General features: G+C 48.9%; 13 protein-coding genes. 3 read left to right on the top strand and 10 right to left on the bottom strand.

Translation table 11 applies throughout. The features are described 5' to 3' along the window. Window positions 1-122 precede the first annotated feature (122 nt). The gene (locus ACXAGC_RS17220) at window positions 123-902 is read left to right on the top strand and encodes a DUF2989 domain-containing protein (RefSeq protein ID WP_474845971.1); all 780 of its coding nucleotides are present in this window, start codon (window positions 123-125) and stop codon (window positions 900-902) included. Between the two features lie 160 nt (window positions 903-1062). On the opposite strand, the gene msrB is transcribed toward ACXAGC_RS17220, so the two are convergent. The 5 genes from msrB to malQ all read right to left on the bottom strand — a co-directional run bounded on the left by msrB (window position 1063) and on the right by malQ (window position 9693). Then, a complete protein-coding gene (gene msrB / locus ACXAGC_RS17215; RefSeq protein ID WP_303574270.1) occupies window positions 1063-1464 on the bottom strand; it encodes a peptide-methionine (R)-S-oxide reductase MsrB in 402 nt (133 codons plus the stop codon). Window positions 1465-1490: 26 nt separating this feature from the next. Next, entirely contained in the window at window positions 1491-3038 is a 1548-nt protein-coding gene (gndA, locus tag ACXAGC_RS17210; RefSeq protein ID WP_474845750.1) for an NADP-dependent phosphogluconate dehydrogenase, read from the bottom strand. A gap of 137 nt (window positions 3039-3175) precedes the next feature. Further along, complete coding sequence (gene glgX, locus ACXAGC_RS17205; RefSeq protein WP_474845748.1) at window positions 3176-5251, bottom strand: glycogen debranching protein GlgX; 2076 nt, start codon at window positions 5249-5251, stop codon at window positions 3176-3178. Between the two features lie 17 nt (window positions 5252-5268). Next, complete coding sequence (gene glgB, locus ACXAGC_RS17200) at window positions 5269-7437, bottom strand: 1,4-alpha-glucan branching protein GlgB (RefSeq protein WP_474845746.1); 2169 nt, start codon at window positions 7435-7437, stop codon at window positions 5269-5271. Window positions 7438-7488: 51 nt separating this feature from the next. Then, window positions 7489-9693 (bottom strand): 4-alpha-glucanotransferase, encoded by a 2205-nt coding sequence (malQ, locus tag ACXAGC_RS17195; protein WP_474845744.1) that lies wholly within the window; start codon window positions 9691-9693, stop codon window positions 7489-7491. Between the two features lie 240 nt (window positions 9694-9933). Here malQ and gap point away from each other — a divergent pair, with 240 nt between their 5' ends. Both gap and ACXAGC_RS17185 read left to right on the top strand, forming a co-directional pair. After that, window positions 9934-10929, top strand: a complete 996-nt coding sequence (gene gap, locus ACXAGC_RS17190) for a type I glyceraldehyde-3-phosphate dehydrogenase (protein WP_119501094.1) — start codon at window positions 9934-9936, stop codon at window positions 10927-10929. 127 nt (window positions 10930-11056) lie between these two features. After that, entirely contained in the window at window positions 11057-11908 is an 852-nt protein-coding gene (locus ACXAGC_RS17185; RefSeq protein WP_474845741.1) for a D-hexose-6-phosphate mutarotase, read from the top strand. Window positions 11909-12023: 115 nt separating this feature from the next. On the opposite strand, the gene ACXAGC_RS17180 is transcribed toward ACXAGC_RS17185, so the two are convergent. The 5 genes from ACXAGC_RS17180 to zwf are packed head-to-tail and all read right to left on the bottom strand — an operon-like array spanning window position 12024 to window position 17650. Further along, entirely contained in the window at window positions 12024-12668 is a 645-nt protein-coding gene (locus ACXAGC_RS17180) for a bifunctional 4-hydroxy-2-oxoglutarate aldolase/2-dehydro-3-deoxy-phosphogluconate aldolase (RefSeq protein ID WP_474845739.1), read from the bottom strand. Then, complete coding sequence (locus ACXAGC_RS17175) at window positions 12665-13624, bottom strand: glucokinase (protein WP_474845737.1); 960 nt, start codon at window positions 13622-13624, stop codon at window positions 12665-12667. Before ACXAGC_RS17175 ends, ACXAGC_RS17180 begins: the two co-directional genes overlap by 4 nt. Further along, a complete protein-coding gene (gene edd / locus ACXAGC_RS17170) occupies window positions 13621-15450 on the bottom strand; it encodes a phosphogluconate dehydratase (RefSeq protein WP_474845735.1) in 1830 nt (609 codons plus the stop codon). The genes ACXAGC_RS17175 and edd overlap by 4 nt, the downstream gene beginning before the upstream one ends. Window positions 15451-15459: 9 nt before the next feature. Next, window positions 15460-16152 carry a 6-phosphogluconolactonase gene (pgl, locus tag ACXAGC_RS17165; protein ID WP_474845733.1) on the bottom strand — a complete coding sequence of 231 codons (693 nt, stop codon included), beginning with the start codon at window positions 16150-16152 and terminating at the stop codon, window positions 15460-15462. Between the two features lies 1 nt (window position 16153). Beyond that, window positions 16154-17650, bottom strand: a complete 1497-nt coding sequence (zwf, locus tag ACXAGC_RS17160; RefSeq protein WP_474845731.1) for a glucose-6-phosphate dehydrogenase — start codon at window positions 17648-17650, stop codon at window positions 16154-16156. Between the last annotated feature and the right edge of the window lie 257 nt (window positions 17651-17907).

The raw sequence follows: 17907 nt of genomic DNA, 5'->3' as shown, positions 1-17907 counted from the left end.
CATCAAGGAAGACCAAACTGTTGAAAATTTTCAGTATTTCATCATTTAAGCTACAAACACCCCGATCCTTTAGTAATTTTCCAACACAACTGGCGAAGTGCCTGCCGTTACTGATTGGGACAGTGGTATTGCCCGGTTGCGGTGATATGTTTGCGCCTAAAGTCGCCACAATTTGTCAGGATAATCCGCAAATGTGTAACGATCTCAACAGCGATGAATGGTGCCGCGGGGAAAAAGCAGAAATTATCAAGCAACGCTACCGCCACCCTGACGACGGTGAAGGTGAAGACATTTATCGCCTGATGCTGATGTTTGAAGACTACCAGCGTTGTATTGTTAACGCCTCCGGCCTGACCCACAAAAAATACCGGGACAAAGAAGCAGACCGGATGAAAGGTGTGCTGACAGCACGCAAAGAACTCGATCGTCTCAACCGTAAAACCCGCAATAGCAGTGAGCCCCTTCTCGCCTGGTATCACTGGTCCCGTTCCGGTGATGAAGACGCATTGAAACGGTTTATGTCTGCTGCCAGTGCCGGTCACCTTAACACGCCGGAACAACTGATCGCCCTGGCGTCAATACAGGCGCAAGATGACATGAACCGCACCCGAGACACCCTGTACCGCGCGTTGAGTCTTTACAAAGATGATGAAAATGTGGATGTCTCTGTATTTCATACGCTGACAACCATCAGCATGGAACAGAAGAAGTACAAACTTGCCTGGATCTGGTCAAAAGTCGCCAGTCACTACTCCGACTCAATCAATACGCATCAACTGGAAGCAATGGCAACAAAGTTTCAGTTACCGGCGTCACTGATGAATAACGTAGCAGATGAAATAACCGGCGCACTGGAAGACGGTGAATTCGATGCAAAGGCGCTTGGGCTTACCAAACTGTAACCGTCAGACTTCAGCATTTACCGGGGTCGCTTTTTTCAACGGATCCTGTAAGTCACTTTCACAGGAAATTTCAGTATTTCCACCCGTTATGACGAAGTCACAAACAAAAACACCGCTTTACAATAAAGCGGTGTTTATTTTTTAACCAGAAGTGAACATGTCAGCCGCGGACGACTTCATCCTCAGCAGTTTTCAAATTCAGTGATAACGAATTTACACAATACCGCTGGCCGGTCTCTGTGGGTCCGTCAGGGAAAACATGGCCCAGATGGGCGTCACAGGATTTACAGATAATTTCCGTTCTGCGCATGCCGTGACTATTGTCTTCACGGTACAACACATTACCGTCATTTGTTTGCTGATCAAATGAAGGCCAGCCACAACCAGAATCAAACTTAGCATCCGAACTGAAAAGCGGCGCACCGCAACACTTGCATATATAGGTTCCCGGACGCTTCTCGTCCAGTAATACACCGGTGTAAGGACGCTCTGTACCAGCCTGACGGGTGACACGATATTCGTCAGGTGACAGCGTTGCTTTCCAGTCTTTATCGACAGCCATGTTTGCTCCTGTGTTCGTTTACACGATTACTTTTTGATAGCAATCTGAGGACGCGCCGGATCACTCCAGTCAAGGTGAAACTTCTTACCCGACGGTTTATCTACACGCTGATACGTGTGTGCGCCAAAGTAGTCACGCTGGCCCTGAAGCAGGTTGGCTGGCAGTACTGCGGTGCGGTAAGAATCGTAATAACTTAACGCTGACATCATTGCCGGACAGGGAATACCTGCCAGAGCAGCCTGTGCCAGTGATTCCCGCCAGTCAGACTGATATTGGGTGATTTGATCAGCAAAGAAAGGATCAAGCAGCAGGTTCGCCAGATCTTCGTTGTTTTCGTAGGCTTTGGAAATAGATTGCAGGAATACCGCACGGATAATACAGCCGGCACGCCAGATTTTCGCAATACCACCGAAGTCCAGTTCCCAACCGTGCTCTTTAGAAGCAACAGCCATCAACTGGAAACCCTGCGCGTATGCACAAATCTTTGAGCAATAAAGCGCATATTCCAGCTTGTCGATAGCCGCAAACTTCTCTTCGTCAGAAAGGACTTTGACTTCCGGTCCCTGCAGAACTTTGCTGGCTGCGACACGCTCGTCTTTGAGACTGGACAGACTGCGGGCAAATACCGCAGAAGTAATCGTCTGGGCAGGACTTCCCACTTGCAGCGCGCTGACGGCGGTCCAGAGACCCGTGCCTTTCTGACCAGCCTTATCAAGAATGACATCTACCAGTGGTACACCGGTTTCAGGATCCAGCTGCTCCAGCACTTCTGCACTGATTTCCATAAGGTAACTGTTCAGCTTGCCTTTATTCCAGCGACGGAAAACCTCTGCAATCTCAGCAGCAGACATGTGTAAAGCGGTACGCATGACCTGATAGGTTTCGCAGATAAGTTGCATGTCGGCATACTCAATACCGTTATGCACCATTTTAACGTAGTGACCGGCACCCACAGGACCAATGTACGTGGCACAGGCTTCCCCTTCCAGCACCGGCTTACCCGGGGTGAAAGATTCAATCGGCAGACCTGTCTCAGCATCGACTTTTGCTGCAATAGCTTTCAATACCGGCTCAAGGCGTGTCCACGCATACGGGTTGCCTGAAGGCATCAGAGAAGGGCCGAAACGTGCGCCCACTTCACCGCCGGAAACCGCAGTAGAGAAGAAGATAAACTTACTTTTGTACTTTTCTTCCCGTTCGACAGAATCCGTCCACAAGCTGTTTCCGGTATCCACAACAATGTCATCGGCCTGGATGCCGGCGTCAATCAGGTGAGAACAAACATGGTCGACAGGTTCGCCGGCAGGCACCGACAGAATAACCATGTGAGGTGACTTCAATTTGCTGAGTAATTCGGTGTATGAGCTGCAGCCTTCTACACGGGCAGCCGCGTCGCCACGCTCTTCAGCATCTTTAGCAATAATTGCATCGACTTTGGTTTGATCAAGGTCGAAACAGGCTACGCGATAACCATGATCGACCAGGTTAAGCGTCAGGTTGGCGCCCATTACGCCTAAACCAATAAAACCGATATCACACTTAGTTTCAGTGTGCTTTCCATCTTCTTTTTGCATTGGGTGTCACCTCAAGTTACAGATGGCTGCGGATCATACCACCCGATAATAGTGCGAACACTAACTTATGACTGATTTTCTGCGAATTATGCTCAAATCATGACTGATTGCTTACTTGCCGTGCAGCAGTAAACCCTTTACGGCACTATCTGGCTTTGTTTAAACACGGCTACGCTTCTGCCCGCCTGCAAAAACACTCTCTGAATACAAATATCCGGTTGTTCCGGTAAAGAACCGTACCGGGTATCGACCATCAGTTGCCAGGCACACTGAGGCGAGATCCCGGGCAGATTAAAACGCTTGTCCTGCAGGCTGGCATTAAAACACAGGAACCAGTGTTCAGGGTCGTTTTCATCTTTGGTTGTACCGCGGATTTCAACGCCGAATGACTGACTGTCCGGTGACTGCCAGTCTTCTGATTCTTTATCCTGTCCGTCAGGTTTATACCAGCGGATCACCGCTACATTCGTATCAAGCTGAAATAAATCGTCGTCGAGCAGTAAATGACTCAGCAACTCGCTGCTACGACGCAGTTGAATCACGTGCTGACAGAAATGCAGAAAATCAGACTCCCGTTTATTCAGCTCCCAGTCATACCAGTTAAGGGAATTGTCCTGACAATAGGCGTTGTTGTTTCCGTTCTGGGTTTTACTCAGCTCATCACCGCCCAGAACATGAGGGATCCCCTGTGACAGCATCATCGACAAAAACATATTTCGTTTCTGACGCTCACGAAGCTGGAGAATTTTCTCGTCCTGAGTGGGTCCTTCCACACCATAATTGGCTGATAAATTGTGACCATGCCCGTCGCGGTTATTTTCACCATTCGCCTCATTGTGGCGTTCGGTGTAGCTCACCAAATCGTGAAGGGTAAAGCCGTCATGGTAGGTCACATTGTTTACCGATGTATAAACAGGCCGGAATCCCTTATGGAAAATATCCCGTGACCCCATCAGCCGCGTTGCAAACTCCGCGGTGATAGCGTGATCACCCCGCCAGAATGCTCTTAAGGTGTCACGGTAACGGTCGTTCACTTCCAGCCACGGATACGCAAAAGCGCCTAACTGATAACCGCCCGGACCAATATCCCAGGGTTCCGCCACCAGCAAAGCCTGTTTCAGCACCGGGTCCTGCGAAATTGACTTAAGCAAACCGGAGTGAGGCGAAAATTGTTGCGGATCTCTGCCCAGACACACGGCGAGATCGAAACGGAATCCGTCAACGCCGATAACCTCAACCCAGTAACGCATGGCATCCATAATCATTGTCGTCATGACCGGACTGGCAGTATTTACTGTATTTCCGCATCCTGAGTGATTGCTGTAAACAATCTCACCGGTTTTGGTTTGCTCATACAAATAAGCCTGATGGGGAAAGAAGCCTTTGAAAGACAATACCGGTCCGCCATCTCCGCCCTCAGCGGTATGGTTGTAGACCACATCAATGATGACTTCCAGGCCGGCTTCATGATAGGCATCCACCATGGCTTTCAGTTCACGGACAGCATCCGCTTTTCCGTACCGGGGTTCAGGTGCAAAGTAGTTTACCGGATTGTAACCCCAGTAGTTGGTCATGCCTTTTTCTGTAATGTAAGGTTCCGGCATGAACGCTGACAAAGGCATAAACTGTACCGTGGTCACACCGAGATCAACCAGATGTTTTATGACATCCGGATGGGCCGCCCCTGTATATTTACCTTTGTCCTCGCCGGGCACAGCCGGGTGCAGCATAGTCAGCCCTTTCACATGGGCTTCGTAAATAATCCGCTGATGGGGCTGAAAGGCAGGTTTCGGCGGCCGGTCATGATTATCATGACGCACCACGACACATTTCGGCACCATAAATTGTGAGTCATGTTCATAGTGTCTGGCATTCCAGTGCAGTGGCCGGCTGAGTTTATGCGCGTAAGGGTCGATTAACAGTTTGTCTGTCGGCACATGGTGAAGGGATTCTTCACCTCGCTCCACCCTGTATGCGTAATGCTGATTCTCGCCGGCACCTTCCACTTCGCAATGCCAGACTGAACCGGTTTTGGCCGGCATCACAATCTCTGCAACCGGTTCCTCTGTATCACTTTGGAAAAGGCACAGCACGACAGCTCTGGCGTCCGGCGATTCAACAGCAAAATTGCAGCCGTCGCCGGTGACAGTCGCCCCCGGCGGATACGGCACGCCAGCCTTAACGTTATAGTTTACAAGTGAGTCTTGCTTCACCTTTGCCGGTTCTCCTGTTATTCATAAACCCAGTAAAGTGTTGCCAGTGGCGGTAAAGTGATTTCAATAGAATACGGCTGATTGTTCCATTCCACCGCGTCAGCAGTAACAATTTCAGGTGCAGGGTAATCACTGCCCCAGAACTCACCGCTGTCGGTATTCAGTACCAGTGAGTAAGTGCCCGGGTCTTCCACGCCAATGCGGAACTTCTCACGGGGAGAAGGCGTAAAGTTATTCACCACATAGACTTTTTGCTTGTCGTCTTTGGCTTTTCTTACGAAGGACAACATACTTAGTTCAGCATAATTATGGTCTATCCAGCTGAAACCTTCATAATTGTGATCCTGCTCATACAGTGCAGGCATAGTCCGGTACAGATGGTTAAGCTTACGGTAAAGTGCCTGCATGCCTTTATGCTTGTCGAACTCCAGCAACCACCAGTCAAGCTCACCATCGTGATTCCATTCCCTTGACTGGGCAATTTCATTACCCATGAAATTCAGTTTTTTGCCCGGATGACCATACATGAAACCGGCATAGCAACGCAGGTTTGCCGCCTGCTGCCATTCATCTCCCGGCATTTTACCAATCAGACTGCCTTTTCCGTGTACGACTTCATCGTGGGAAATCGGCAATACAAAGTTTTCATCGAAGGCATACACCATGGAAAAGGTGATTTCTCCGTGATGATAGCGGCGATACGCCGGATCTTTACTGATGTAATGCAATGAATCGTGCATCCAGCCCATATTCCACTTAAAGCCGAATCCGAGACCGCCTTCGCTCACCGGTCTGGATACACCCGGGAATGAAGTGGACTCCTCAGCAATAGTCATTGCACCCGGGAAGTGCCAGTAAACCTCTTCATTCATCCATTTCAGCAGACTGATGGCTTCGTAGTTTTCATTGCCCCCGTGCACGTTGGGGATCCACTCCCCTTCATTACGGGAATAATCCAGGTACAACATGGACGCCACTGCATCCACCCGCAAGCCGTCAATGTGAAATTTATCCAACCAGAAAAGTGCGTTGGCAACCAGAAACTGGCGAACAGTATCTTTACCGAAATCGTAAATGCATGAATTCCAGTCCGGATGCCAGCCACGGCGGGGATCGTCATATTCGTACACATGGCTGCCATCGAACCGCGCAAGGCCATGGGCATCTTCCGGGAAGTGCGCCGGTACCCAGTCAATGATGATGCCGATATCTGCCTGGTGGCACTGATCAACAAAGTATTTAAAATCATCAGGTGAACCGAAGCGGCTTGTCGGTGCGTAAAGCCCCACCGGCTGATACCCCCAGGAACCGTCGAAAGGAAACTCTGATACGGGTAACAATTCTATATGGGTATACCCCATCTCTTTCACGTAGGGGATCAGCGAATCTGCCAGTTCATGATAACTGAGATAGCGTTTCCCGCTCTCTTCAGAAGGCCGGCGCCATGAACCCGGATGCACTTCATATACGCTCATGGGGTTTGCGTATTTGTCTGCCTGCCGCTTCTCCATCCAGGCACTGTCATTCCACTCATAGGCATTGTGATCGAACACTTTTGAAGCGTGAGATGGATACTGCTCAGCAGCAAAGCCTAACGGGTCAGCCTTGTGAGGTAAATCGTTACCCCAGGCATCTTTTAACTGATATTTATAGCGCTCGCCGGCAACGAGTCCCGGAATGAAGAGTACCCAGTAGCCCATGTCAGTTTGTTGCATGGGATGAGTACGGCCATCCCAGCGGTTAAAATCACCGATGACGGAAACCGCAGATGCGTTAGGGGCATAAACAGCAAAACGTGTTCCGGTAATGCCATCTGTGGTTAGCAGTTGTGCCCCGCCCTGCCGGTAAAGATTTTCAGGCTGATGGTCGATAAAGTGCACAGCATGAAATGCTTCTTCACGGAACTGGTAAGGGTCGGTGAAGCTGTATTCGCTGTCTGCCGTTGTCACCTGCAGTTCGTAACGCTGCGCAGGCTTTAACTTTTTTGATAATGCAGAAAACAGAGCTGAGTCGCCCTGTTTTTTGAGTTTGATGATTTCTTTGCGGGTTTTTAAACAGCGGACTGACACTGTTTTGGCTTCCGGGATATAGGCGGTAACCGTTACGCCATCTTCGCTTTGCTGATTACCAAGTACGGAAAAAGGCTGACTGCACCGCGCTTGTGCCAGTTGCTGCTCTACTACCATTTGTTACTCCTGCAAAGTCTGCCGCACAATACGGCAGACTGCAGAACATCCCTAATCTGTGCTGGCCTGCTTTCTGACAGCGGTCAGCTTAGCAGCCAGGTTAGTGATGTCCTGATTTTCAAAAATAGTCTCTAAAGGCTGAGATAACTTCCTGCGCCAGTTAGGATATTCGTTAAACGTACCCGGTACATTAACAGGCTTATCCATTTCCAACCAGTCTTCAAGTTGCAGACTGAGTAACGCACTGGAACCTGCCGCCATATGCAATTGCATACCGCGGTTAAGTTCTGTAGTCATTCCCGTCACATTCACATCACGACTAATGTTGTCACTGATGGAATGGTGACCGTGCAAGGTATCCAGTATCGCCTGTTTATTCTTATGCCTGTCGTGATACAACACAGACAATATTTCATCAGTAGGATACAAACCAAGCTCTTTACCCAGCTCAAGATCCAGGCAATGCCAGAAGCCGGTCAAAGTTGGCATATCGTGGGTTGTCAGTGTCGACATAGATTGCACGGGGTAATGGGCCGGTGAATAAAAGCCGCCGTCTTTAGCCTGCTCAAAGAAGAATACACGGTACGAATGGACACCGTTATCCGCCAGTTTTTCACGGATTTCTTCCGGTACTGTACCCAAATCTTCACCAATCACGAGGCTCTGATTCCGGTGGCTTTCCAGTGCCAGAATGGCCAGCAGATCATCGACAGGATAATAAACGTAACCACCGTCTTTTGCATGGTCACCTTTAGTCACCCACCACAGACGAAGCAGTGCCATAACATGGTCAATACGCAAAGCACCGGAACCGGCCATGTTGGAAGCAAACAAGTCTATGATTGGCTGATAGGCCTGTTCGTAAAGCTTGTAAGGGTCCATAGGCGGCAGCCCCCAGTTTTGTCCGAGTGGCCCTAAAATATCCGGCGGCGCCCCCACAGAGGCACCGGTACAGTACAAGTCTTTGTTACCCCAGATTTCTGCACTGCCTTCACTGACACCTACGGCGAGATCACGGTATAAACCGATAGCCATGCCGGCATTAGTTGCCACATCACTGGCGGCCTGTAATTGCAACGCAGCCTGCCATTGCAGGAACAGGTAAAAAGAAACCCGCTTTTTATTCTGATCTCTGAATACCGCTACATCAGTTTTGTGGTATTCACGGAATTCCTCAGGAAATACCGGCCAGCCCCAGGAAGGCTTACCTTCTTCAGCCAGCTTTTCCTGCAACGTATCGTACACCGCCAGCATATCAAGGCTTTCACCACCGGCTTCCACGAACGCTTTAAATGCTTTGTTCTGTTTTGTATTTTTAGTCAGGTACTTGTTGTAGTACACGTCGAACAATGCGGAGAGTGCAGGCAGTTTAAGTGACGCAACGGCAGCATAGTCAACCAGGTCAGCCGCTCTTGCTGCTGCAAGTTTTTCCTGAAAAGCCGCATCATTCACAATGGTCTGCACACTGGCGTCGTCAAAACAGGGCATGGCTGTCACATCGAGGTATAAATAATTCAGCCAGCGACGTGAAGACGGTCCGTAAGGGCTGCAGGCATCAGGGTTCGCCGGATACAGCGCATGAATAGGGTTCAACCCGATAAACTCTGCTCCGGTGGCAGCGGCCTTTTCGGTTAATAAAGCCAGATCTGAGAAGTCGCCCATACCCCAGTTTTTCTGACTGCGTACACAGTAAAGTTGCACACTCAGGCCCCAAATCTTTTTACCGGCAGCAATGGATTCAGGGATGAAGCAGGCTGAAGGTGCAATAATAACCCGCATACTGCAAAGCGGTTCATCGTCCCCTTCCACCGATAAGCTCAGTGTATGATACCCCGTGGGCGCCTGAACCGGCAGTGTGACAGCGTATTCGTGATATTCCACGTCTTCCAGCTGGGCGACATTTACCAGTGTTTCGTCAACCGGTGCAAAAGTGTGGACGAATGTCTGTCCATCTTCAAAAGAGAGCGCTACAGTATACTCATCGGTTACCAGCTCTATCGGTAACCGTACAGAAAACGGAACGGTGTCTGATTGGCGTAAAACCTGTACCGGGTTGAGCGGAGTCTGCCAGATTTTTCTGGCTTCTTCTGAAAGCTGTTGTTCTATAGCAGCTTCATTGCTGGTGTCGTAACCCAGTGCATTAAGTAATTTGGTCTGGCTTGATTCTGAAATCGTGGCAGGTTTGCCCCACGCATCAACATAGTGGGTCTCTATGCCGCGCATCTCAACCAGCTGTTGTAAAACGGGATTTGTCATTTTATCTATTCCTGTTTCCCGTGTTGATAATGTTAAGGCAACGGCCGCGCATTCTCATCAACACATAATTTTGAGCATTATCAGTTAAAGACCCGATACGACGAAACTGAATACGTTTGCATAGCTCATAGTTGTAATTTTGCAACATTTTTTGCTTTTTACTTTGCCAATTATGCCATTTTGATCCATACTTTACGTAATTTTTTTTCACTTGTACCAAAATACAATTAGAGGTATGACATGACTATTCGCATCGGTATCAATGGTTTTGGACGCATTGGTCGTTTGGTAATGCGCGCTGCACAAAAGCGTGACGACATCGAAGTTGTTGCTATCAACGATCTGCTGGACACAGATTACATCGCTTACATGCTGAAATATGATTCAACCCATGGCGTTTTTGATGGTGAAATAAAGGTAGACAATAACCAGCTGATAGTAAATGGTAAAACTATCCGTGTTACATCAGAAAGAAACCCTGCTGACCTGGCATGGAACGATGTAAACGTTGACGTTGTTGTTGAATCTACAGGTTTGTTCCTGACAAAAGATACTGCTTCAGCTCACCTTGAAGCCGGCGCAAAGAAAGTGGTGATGTCTGCACCATCTAAAGACGACACGCCTATGTTCGTTATGGGTGTTAACCACGGTGAATACGATGGCCAGACTATCGTTTCTAATGCGTCGTGCACCACAAACTGTCTTGCGCCTCTGGCGAAAGTACTGAACGACAAATTCGGTATTGTTGACGGTCTGATGACGACTGTTCACGCGACGACAGCAACACAGAAAACTGTTGACGGTCCTTCTCACAAAGACTGGCGCGGTGGTCGTGGTGCGAGCCAGAACATCATTCCATCTTCTACCGGTGCTGCGAAAGCCGTTGGTAAAGTTATCCCTGCACTGAACGGTAAATTAACCGGCATGGCATTCCGTGTGCCTACTCCGAATGTTTCAGTTGTTGACCTGACAGTAAATCTGGCAAAGCCAACCACTTATGAAGCTATCTGTGAAGCAATGAAGGAAGCGTCTGAAGGTGAACTGAAAGGCATTCTGGGTTACACCGAAGATGCTGTTGTGTCTAATGACTTCCTGGGTGACGCACGCACTTCAATCTTCGATGCAGATGCAGGTATCGCTCTGACTGACACGTTCGTTAAAGTTGTATCCTGGTACGACAACGAATGGGGTTACTCAAATAAAGTACTTGATTTGGTTCAGCATATTTCAAAATAATGCGAACACGCCCTAACCGGGTGATAAGCAAGATAAAAATGTAAAAAAAGGTGCGATTTGCTATCGCACCTTTTTGTTTTTGGATGCACAATAATAACCGGACTTTATTTTGGCAAGGAGATGTCACATGAGTATTCCCGACTCTGTAACTGTTGAAGAATCTTCAGGGATTACCTTTTTAAACGTAGACAATCAGTTTGCCAGCAGCCGTATCAGCTTATTTGGCGCGCATGTACTGTCATTCATTCCAAAATCTGATGATCGTGACCGTTTATGGCTCAGTCCACATGCGTTCTTAAACGGTGAGCGCCCGATCCGTGGTGGAATTCCTCTTTGCTGGCCCTGGTTCAGTGATGATCATGGCCGTGAGAAAGGTGAACTTCCTTCTCATGGTTTTTTGCGCACCCAAAGCTGGCAGATTCAGTCTTCTGAAGACACCGGAGACGGCACGCGCATTGTTCTTACCCCCACATTCAGTCGTGGTGAAGGCTTTGAATATGATTGCAAAGTCAGCTACGAAATTCTGGTGGGTAAAACCCTGTCGATTACACTGAAAACAGAAAACACCGGTATCGTGTCGTTTTCATTCAATGTAGCAATGCACACCTATTTTTCAGTGGCAGATATCGCGCATACCAAAATTACAGGTATTGAAGGCGAGTATAAAGACAAACTGGAAAACTGGGCATTAAAGCCTGCCCCGTCTCCGTATACTTTCAGTGGTGAAACAGACCGCATTCATCAGCATGCTGCTCCTGACGTAACCGTTTATGTAGAAGAGAAGCCATTTACCCGCGTAACGTCTATGGGACACGATTCTCTGGTGGTCTGGAATCCCTGGCAAGGGGCTGCTTCTATCGCTGACATGGACGCGTTTGGTTTCAGACATATGTTATGTATTGAGACAGCCGTGACCAATGGATGCACGCTAGCACCCGGTGAAAGCCGCAGCGTCACGCAAATTGTTTCCCCCCTTTAGTCAGCTATTGTCACAAGCGGGAAAAACACACCATCAGGCATAAGCATTTAAACAGACATAAAAAACCGGATGTTATACAACATCCGGTTTATGAGCAAAATCAGAGAATTTGTACTCAGGATTTGGCACCGTCACAGGCTTCTTTTGCCAGTTGGGTGATCTTGTCCCAGTCGCCGCTTTCAATGGCATCATCAGGTGCAACCCATGAACCGCCAACACAACGAACGTTAGACAGAGCCAGGTAGTCGTTGTAGTTAGCCGGACCGATACCGCCTGTAGGACAGAATGTCACATCAGGGAAAGGACCGCCGATAGATTTAAGCGCCTTCACGCCACCTGATGCTTCAGCAGGGAAGAATTTCAGGTGGTCATAACCCGCATCCTTCGCTGTCATCAGATCAGAAATTGAAGAAATACCCGGAATTAACGGAATATCGTAGCCTTTACCGGCTTCCAGCAGTGCTTCTGTAAGACCCGGGCTGATAGCGAATTTCGCACCTGCTTCAACAACCTGTTTAAGCTGCTGTGCATTGGTAACAGTACCCGCACCGATAATCGCTTCAGGTACTTCGTCTGCGATTTTCTTAATCACATCCAGAGCAACAGGTGTACGCAGTGTGACTTCCAGCACCTTAATGCCACCTGCAATCAGTGCTTTTGCCAGTGGCACAGCTTTGTCCAGGTCCTTAATTACCAGTACCGGGACTACCGGGCCAGCAGCAAAAATGTCTGCCGGTGTATAGTTAGCGTTCGTTGTCATAGTTCACTCGCTGTATGTTGTTTCAGGTATGCAGATGCACCTAATAATCCGTGGTCGGGCTCTGCAATCAGATAAGTTGGAATGTCTTTCACGTAATGCTTCATCTGACCTTTGGCCTCGAAGCGGGCACGGAAGTCACTCTCTTTTAAGAATTCTGCAAAACGGTTCGCAATGCCGCCGCCGATGAAAATACCACCGGTGGTAGCCATGTTCAGTGCCAGGTTACCGGCAAAACTGCCCATGATACGGCAGAACTGAGTCAGAGTTTGTACGCACACATCGCATTCGCCGGACAACGCACGTTCAGTAACCTGAGACGGTTCTGTGTGTGTTACCGGTACGTTATTGTGTAATGCCAGCGCCTTATAGATGTTCATCAGTCCGCGACCAGACATCACCTCTTCGGCAGATGCGCGACCGTGTTCATTTTGCAGGTAGCGCCAGATCACCACATCTGTTTCATCAACAGGGGCGAAATCAACATGACCACCCTCGCCGTCCAGAGTTTGCCAGCCTGAAGACGTCATGGTGATGTGTTCTACACCTAACCCGGTGCCCGGACCAAATACAGCGATATTGCCGTTGGTTTTCGCCGTGCCGGTTCCGATTTGCACCACCTGATCATCACCTAATACCGGTAATGAATGCGCCACGGCTGTGAAATCATTGATCACGAACAGATTGTCCAGCTTCAACTGACTACGTAATGCAGTTTGTGAGAATGCCCAGCTGTGGTTCGTCATCTCTACCTGGTCACCCAGTACCGGACAGGCAATAGCAATACAACCTGACGTAAAGGTGAACTGAGGTAAATCTGCGAAATACTGACCAATAGCCAAATCAATACTGGCAAAATCTCTGCACTGGTATTTGATGATATTGTCTACACCGGTATCAGTTACACGGGCAAGACGAATGTTCGTCCCGCCGACATCTGCAACAAAAAGTGCCGTCATAGCGCCTGCTCCTGAGTTACAAACAATGAACACGCGCCTTCTTCAGCACCGGACAGAATATTTCTGTAACCGGAGAACAGTTCACGTCCCATACCTTCCTGATGATGCGCCAGGTCCGCTTCTTTTGCGGTACGTGCAGCCAGAGTTTCGTCATCCACCAGCAGTGTCAGTTCACCGGTTTCTGTATTCAGTTCGATGAGGTCGCCGGATTCCACTTTCGCCAGCATGCCGCCTTTATAGGCTTCCGGGGTAACATGGATAGCAGCGGGTACTTTACCTGACGCACCGGACATACGTCCGTCTGTTACCAGCGCGACTTTGAATCCGCGGTCCTGTAACACACCCAGAGGTGGTGTTAAGCGGTGCAGTTCAGGCATACCAATCGCTGACGGGCCCTGGAAACGCACAACGATAATGCAGTCTTTGTCCAGCTCACCGGACTTAAACGCCGCATCCAGTTCGAACTGATCTTCGAACACCACAGCAGGTGCTTTAATGTGGCAAACCGGCGACTTAAGCGCAGACGTTTTGATAACGCCACGACCCAGGTTACCGCGAAGTACGCAAACACCACCGTCAGGCTTAAAGGGTTTCTCAATAGTGGCCAGTACCTCTTTATCAAGAGATTCAACCGGACCGTCACGCCATTCAAGTTCACCGTCTTTCAGAACCGGCTCTTTGGTGTATAAATCCAGACCGTCACCACAAATTGTCTTAACGTCATTGTGCAGCAGACCTGCATCCAGCAGCTGTTTGAACAACAGCGACATACCACCGGCAGCGACAAAATGGTTAATGTCAGCGTGACCATTCGGATAGATACGGGTAATTAACGGTGTGGCATCAGACAGATCTGAGAAGTCGTCCCAGTTAACCAGAATACCGGCTGCACGGGCAATCGCCACAAGGTGCATGGTGTGGTTAGTTGAACCACCGGTCGCCAGTAATGCAACGATACCGTTAACAATGGCTTTCTCGTCAACAATATGACCAATCGGCGTGTAGTTGTCGCCCAGGTCAGTGATACGGGTTGCCTGAACGGATGCTGCTTTTGTCAGTGCATCACGTAGTGGCGTGCCCGGATTAACAAACGATGAACCCGGCAGATGCAGACCCATAGTCTCAACAACCAGCTGGTTAGAGTTCGCTGTACCATAGAAAGTACAGGTACCGGCAGAGTGGTAAGACTGAGATTCTGCTTCAAGTAATTTGTCGCGCCCGACTTTACCCTGTGCAAATTCCTGACGGACACGGGCTTTTTCTTTGTTTGGCAGACCTGAAGGCATTGGTCCGGCAGGAATGAAAACAGTCGGTAAGTGACCAAAGGCCAGTGACCCCATCAGTAATCCTGGGACAATTTTGTCACAGATCCCCAGCATCAGAGCGCCGTCGAACATGTTGTGAGACAGACCCACTGCCGTCGCCTGGGCAATAATGTCACGGCTCATCAGGCTCAGATCCATGCCCGGGTTACCCTGAGTAACACCATCACACATGGCCGGTACACCACCGGCGAACTGCGCTACGCTGCCCACCTGACGGATGGCTTCTTTAATGATTGCCGGATACGCTTCGTACGGCTGGTGAGCCGACAGCATATCGTTGTAAGAAGAGATGATTGCGATATTGGCTTTCGTCATTGAACGCAAATCGGCTTTGTCATCACTGCCACAAGCGGCGAAGCCGTGAGCCAGGTTACCACAGGACAGCACACCACGGTGCGGCCCCTGGCGGCGGGCCTTTTCTATTTTTTCCAGATAGGCCTTACGGGTTGCTTTACTGCGTTCAATAATTCGCTGTGTTACTTCAGCAATTTGAGAATTCATGATCTGCTCCTAGGGTGCCCACATCAGCGTGACATCAGCACGGTTGACAACTGCGGTAACGGGTTTTTCCAGCTCAGTTGCATTAGCAATGGCGTCTTCTAAAACCGCTTTTTTCTTTTCACCGGTGAGGTGAATAAAGATATTGCGACTGTTTAACAGCGCAGGCAGTGTCAGTGAAATACGTTGGTGAGGGGCCGTGGTGGGTTGGGTAGCGATACAAATTTTACCACTCGCCAGATCCAGACCATCCGCAACCTGCTCCGAACACGGAAACAGTGATGCTGTGTGGCCATCTTCGCCCATACCGAGAATAAGCGCGTCGAAAGGCTGGCTGAAACTGGACAGGCGGTTTTCCGCCTCGGCGATACCATCATTGGCATCTGCATCATTCGTTTTCAAAGTGACAAAATTAGCGGCTGCTGCTTTGTTCTGAATCAGGTTTTCACGCACCAGCTTTGTATTGCTGGCGTCGTCATTTTCACCAACCCAACGCTCATCAGCCAGCGTAATGTCAACTTTATCCCAGGCAAGGTCAGTCTGGCTAAGCTGTTTGAACAGAGCCAGAGGTGTTCTGCCCCCGCTCACTACCAGACTGGCGCGGCCACGTTCTGCAATGCCTTTTTCCAGCAGTGAAATAAGCGTGTCTGCAAATGCACTGGTCAGTGCATCTGCATTGTCAAAAGCATTAATTGTCAAAGCCATCTTATTTCTTCTTCCGTATTGTTTTGCTTTCATACCAACTACGGTTAGCGCGGGCTAATAACCCGATAGAATCTACCGGTCCCCACGTACCAGCCTGATAAGGCTCCGGTGGCTCATTAGTTTGCTTCCACGCTTCAAGAATTGAATCAACCCAGTTCCACGCCTGTTCAATTTCATCACGGCGAACGAACAGAGCCTGGTTGCCCAACATCACTTCAAGTAACAGCTTTTCATAAGCATCAGGAATGCGGTCGTCGCCGAATGCATCCGAGAAACTCAAGTCGAGTTTTGACTTTTGCAGGTCCATTGAACCTGAGCTGGTCAGACCCGGTACCTTATTCATTACGGTGATTTCAACACCTTCGTCAGGCTGCAGACGGATAACCAGTTTATTAGGCGGCAGATTCTGGAAGCTGTCACCGAACAGGTTGTGTGGCTGGCGTTTGAAGTAAATCACAACTTCAGACACTTTGGTCGGCAAACGCTTACCTGTTCTTAAATAAAACGGCACGCCGGCCCAGCGCCAGTTGTCGATGTCGGCCTTGATGGCAACGAAGCTTTCAGTACGGCTGCGGGTGTTGGCACCCTCTTCTTCCAGATAGCCAGGTACTTCTTCACCCTTAACGAAACCAGACGTGTACTGACCTCGAACTGTTGATTCGTTGATATTACTCAGGTTAATCGGACGTAAGGCTTTCAGCACTTTCAGTTTTTCATCACGGATACTGTCGGCATTCAGGTTTGCCGGCGGTTCCATGGCAATCAGACTGAGAATTTGCAACAGGTGGTTCTGCACCATGTCACGCATTTGACCAGCGTCATCAAAATAGCCCCAACGGCCTTCAATCCCTACCGACTCAGCAACAGTGATCTGTACGTGGTCAATGGAGTTGTGGTCCCAGTTGGTAGCAAATATGGAGTTAGCAAAACGCAGGGCAATCAGGTTAAGAACGGTTTCTTTACCCAGATAGTGGTCAATGCGGTAGATTTGCGATTCTTTAAAGTATTCTGAAACTTGGTCATTAATGACTTTAGAAGATTCAAGATCGTGACCGATTGGTTTTTCCAGCACTACACGTACGGAGCTGTCGATAATATCGCAGCTGTGCAGACCACGGCAGATGTCACCGTAGATAGCCGGCGGAGTCGCCAGATAGCAAACCATAATGCGGTCTGCATCTACTACTGAATCAAAAACGCGGTAGCTTTCAGTATTCTTCATATCCACACAAGCATATTGCAGACGGGCTTCGAGGCGGGCCCAGGTATCTTCGCAAACTTGTTTGGAACCAAATTTTTCGATGTTGTTACGGACTTCTTTCTTGTAGTCCTCAGTGCTCAGGTCCTGACGCGCTACACCAATAATTTTGGTATCAGGGTGAATGAGCTCAGCTTTTTCCAGCTGATATAAGGACGGCAATAGTTTCCGTCGTGAGAGATCCCCTAACGTGCCAAACAGCACAAAATCACAGGGTTCAAAGGAATTATCCATTACCATATTTCGTCGACCTTCTTAATGATAATCCAGATAACAGTTCGATACTGTCAGGCAACGCAGATGAACTGTCTCGTCGTTGTTAGCACATAGTTAACACCAAATGTAGTAAAATTACAACTTGAGTCATCTATGACACGTTAAAGAGGTATTTATTCGCTGAATACCCGCCATTCTGTTGCTTCGATTGTCAAAAAATTACATTTTTCTTGTCACCCGAGTCACTTTGGGTAGTATAGAAAGCTGGAATGATTATAACT

The organism is Alteromonas sp. AWJ4_197, from assembly GCF_056160285.1.
Note: the sequence above shows the minus strand (reverse complement) of the source record. Positions and strands in the feature narration are given on the sequence as shown.

What these genes read in the sequence shown, in the direction of transcription:
- msrB (WP_303574270.1), bottom strand. Translation starts at nt 1,464, where the DNA reads ATGGCTGTCGATAAAGACTGGAAAGCAACGCTGTCACCTGACGAATAT.
- gndA (WP_474845750.1), bottom strand. Translation starts at nt 3,038, where the DNA reads ATGCAAAAAGAAGATGGAAAGCACACTGAAACTAAGTGTGATATCGGT.
- glgB (WP_474845746.1), bottom strand. Translation starts at nt 7,437, where the DNA reads ATGGTAGTAGAGCAGCAACTGGCACAAGCGCGGTGCAGTCAGCCTTTT.
- malQ (WP_474845744.1), bottom strand. Translation starts at nt 9,693, where the DNA reads ATGACAAATCCCGTTTTACAACAGCTGGTTGAGATGCGCGGCATAGAG.
- gap (WP_119501094.1), top strand. Translation starts at nt 9,934, where the DNA reads ATGACTATTCGCATCGGTATCAATGGTTTTGGACGCATTGGTCGTTTG.
- ACXAGC_RS17185 (WP_474845741.1), top strand. Translation starts at nt 11,057, where the DNA reads ATGAGTATTCCCGACTCTGTAACTGTTGAAGAATCTTCAGGGATTACC.
- ACXAGC_RS17180 (WP_474845739.1), bottom strand. Translation starts at nt 12,668, where the DNA reads ATGACAACGAACGCTAACTATACACCGGCAGACATTTTTGCTGCTGGC.
- ACXAGC_RS17175 (WP_474845737.1), bottom strand. Translation starts at nt 13,624, where the DNA reads ATGACGGCACTTTTTGTTGCAGATGTCGGCGGGACGAACATTCGTCTT.
- edd (WP_474845735.1), bottom strand. Translation starts at nt 15,450, where the DNA reads ATGAATTCTCAAATTGCTGAAGTAACACAGCGAATTATTGAACGCAGT.
- pgl (WP_474845733.1), bottom strand. Translation starts at nt 16,152, where the DNA reads ATGGCTTTGACAATTAATGCTTTTGACAATGCAGATGCACTGACCAGT.
- zwf (WP_474845731.1), bottom strand. Translation starts at nt 17,650, where the DNA reads ATGGTAATGGATAATTCCTTTGAACCCTGTGATTTTGTGCTGTTTGGC.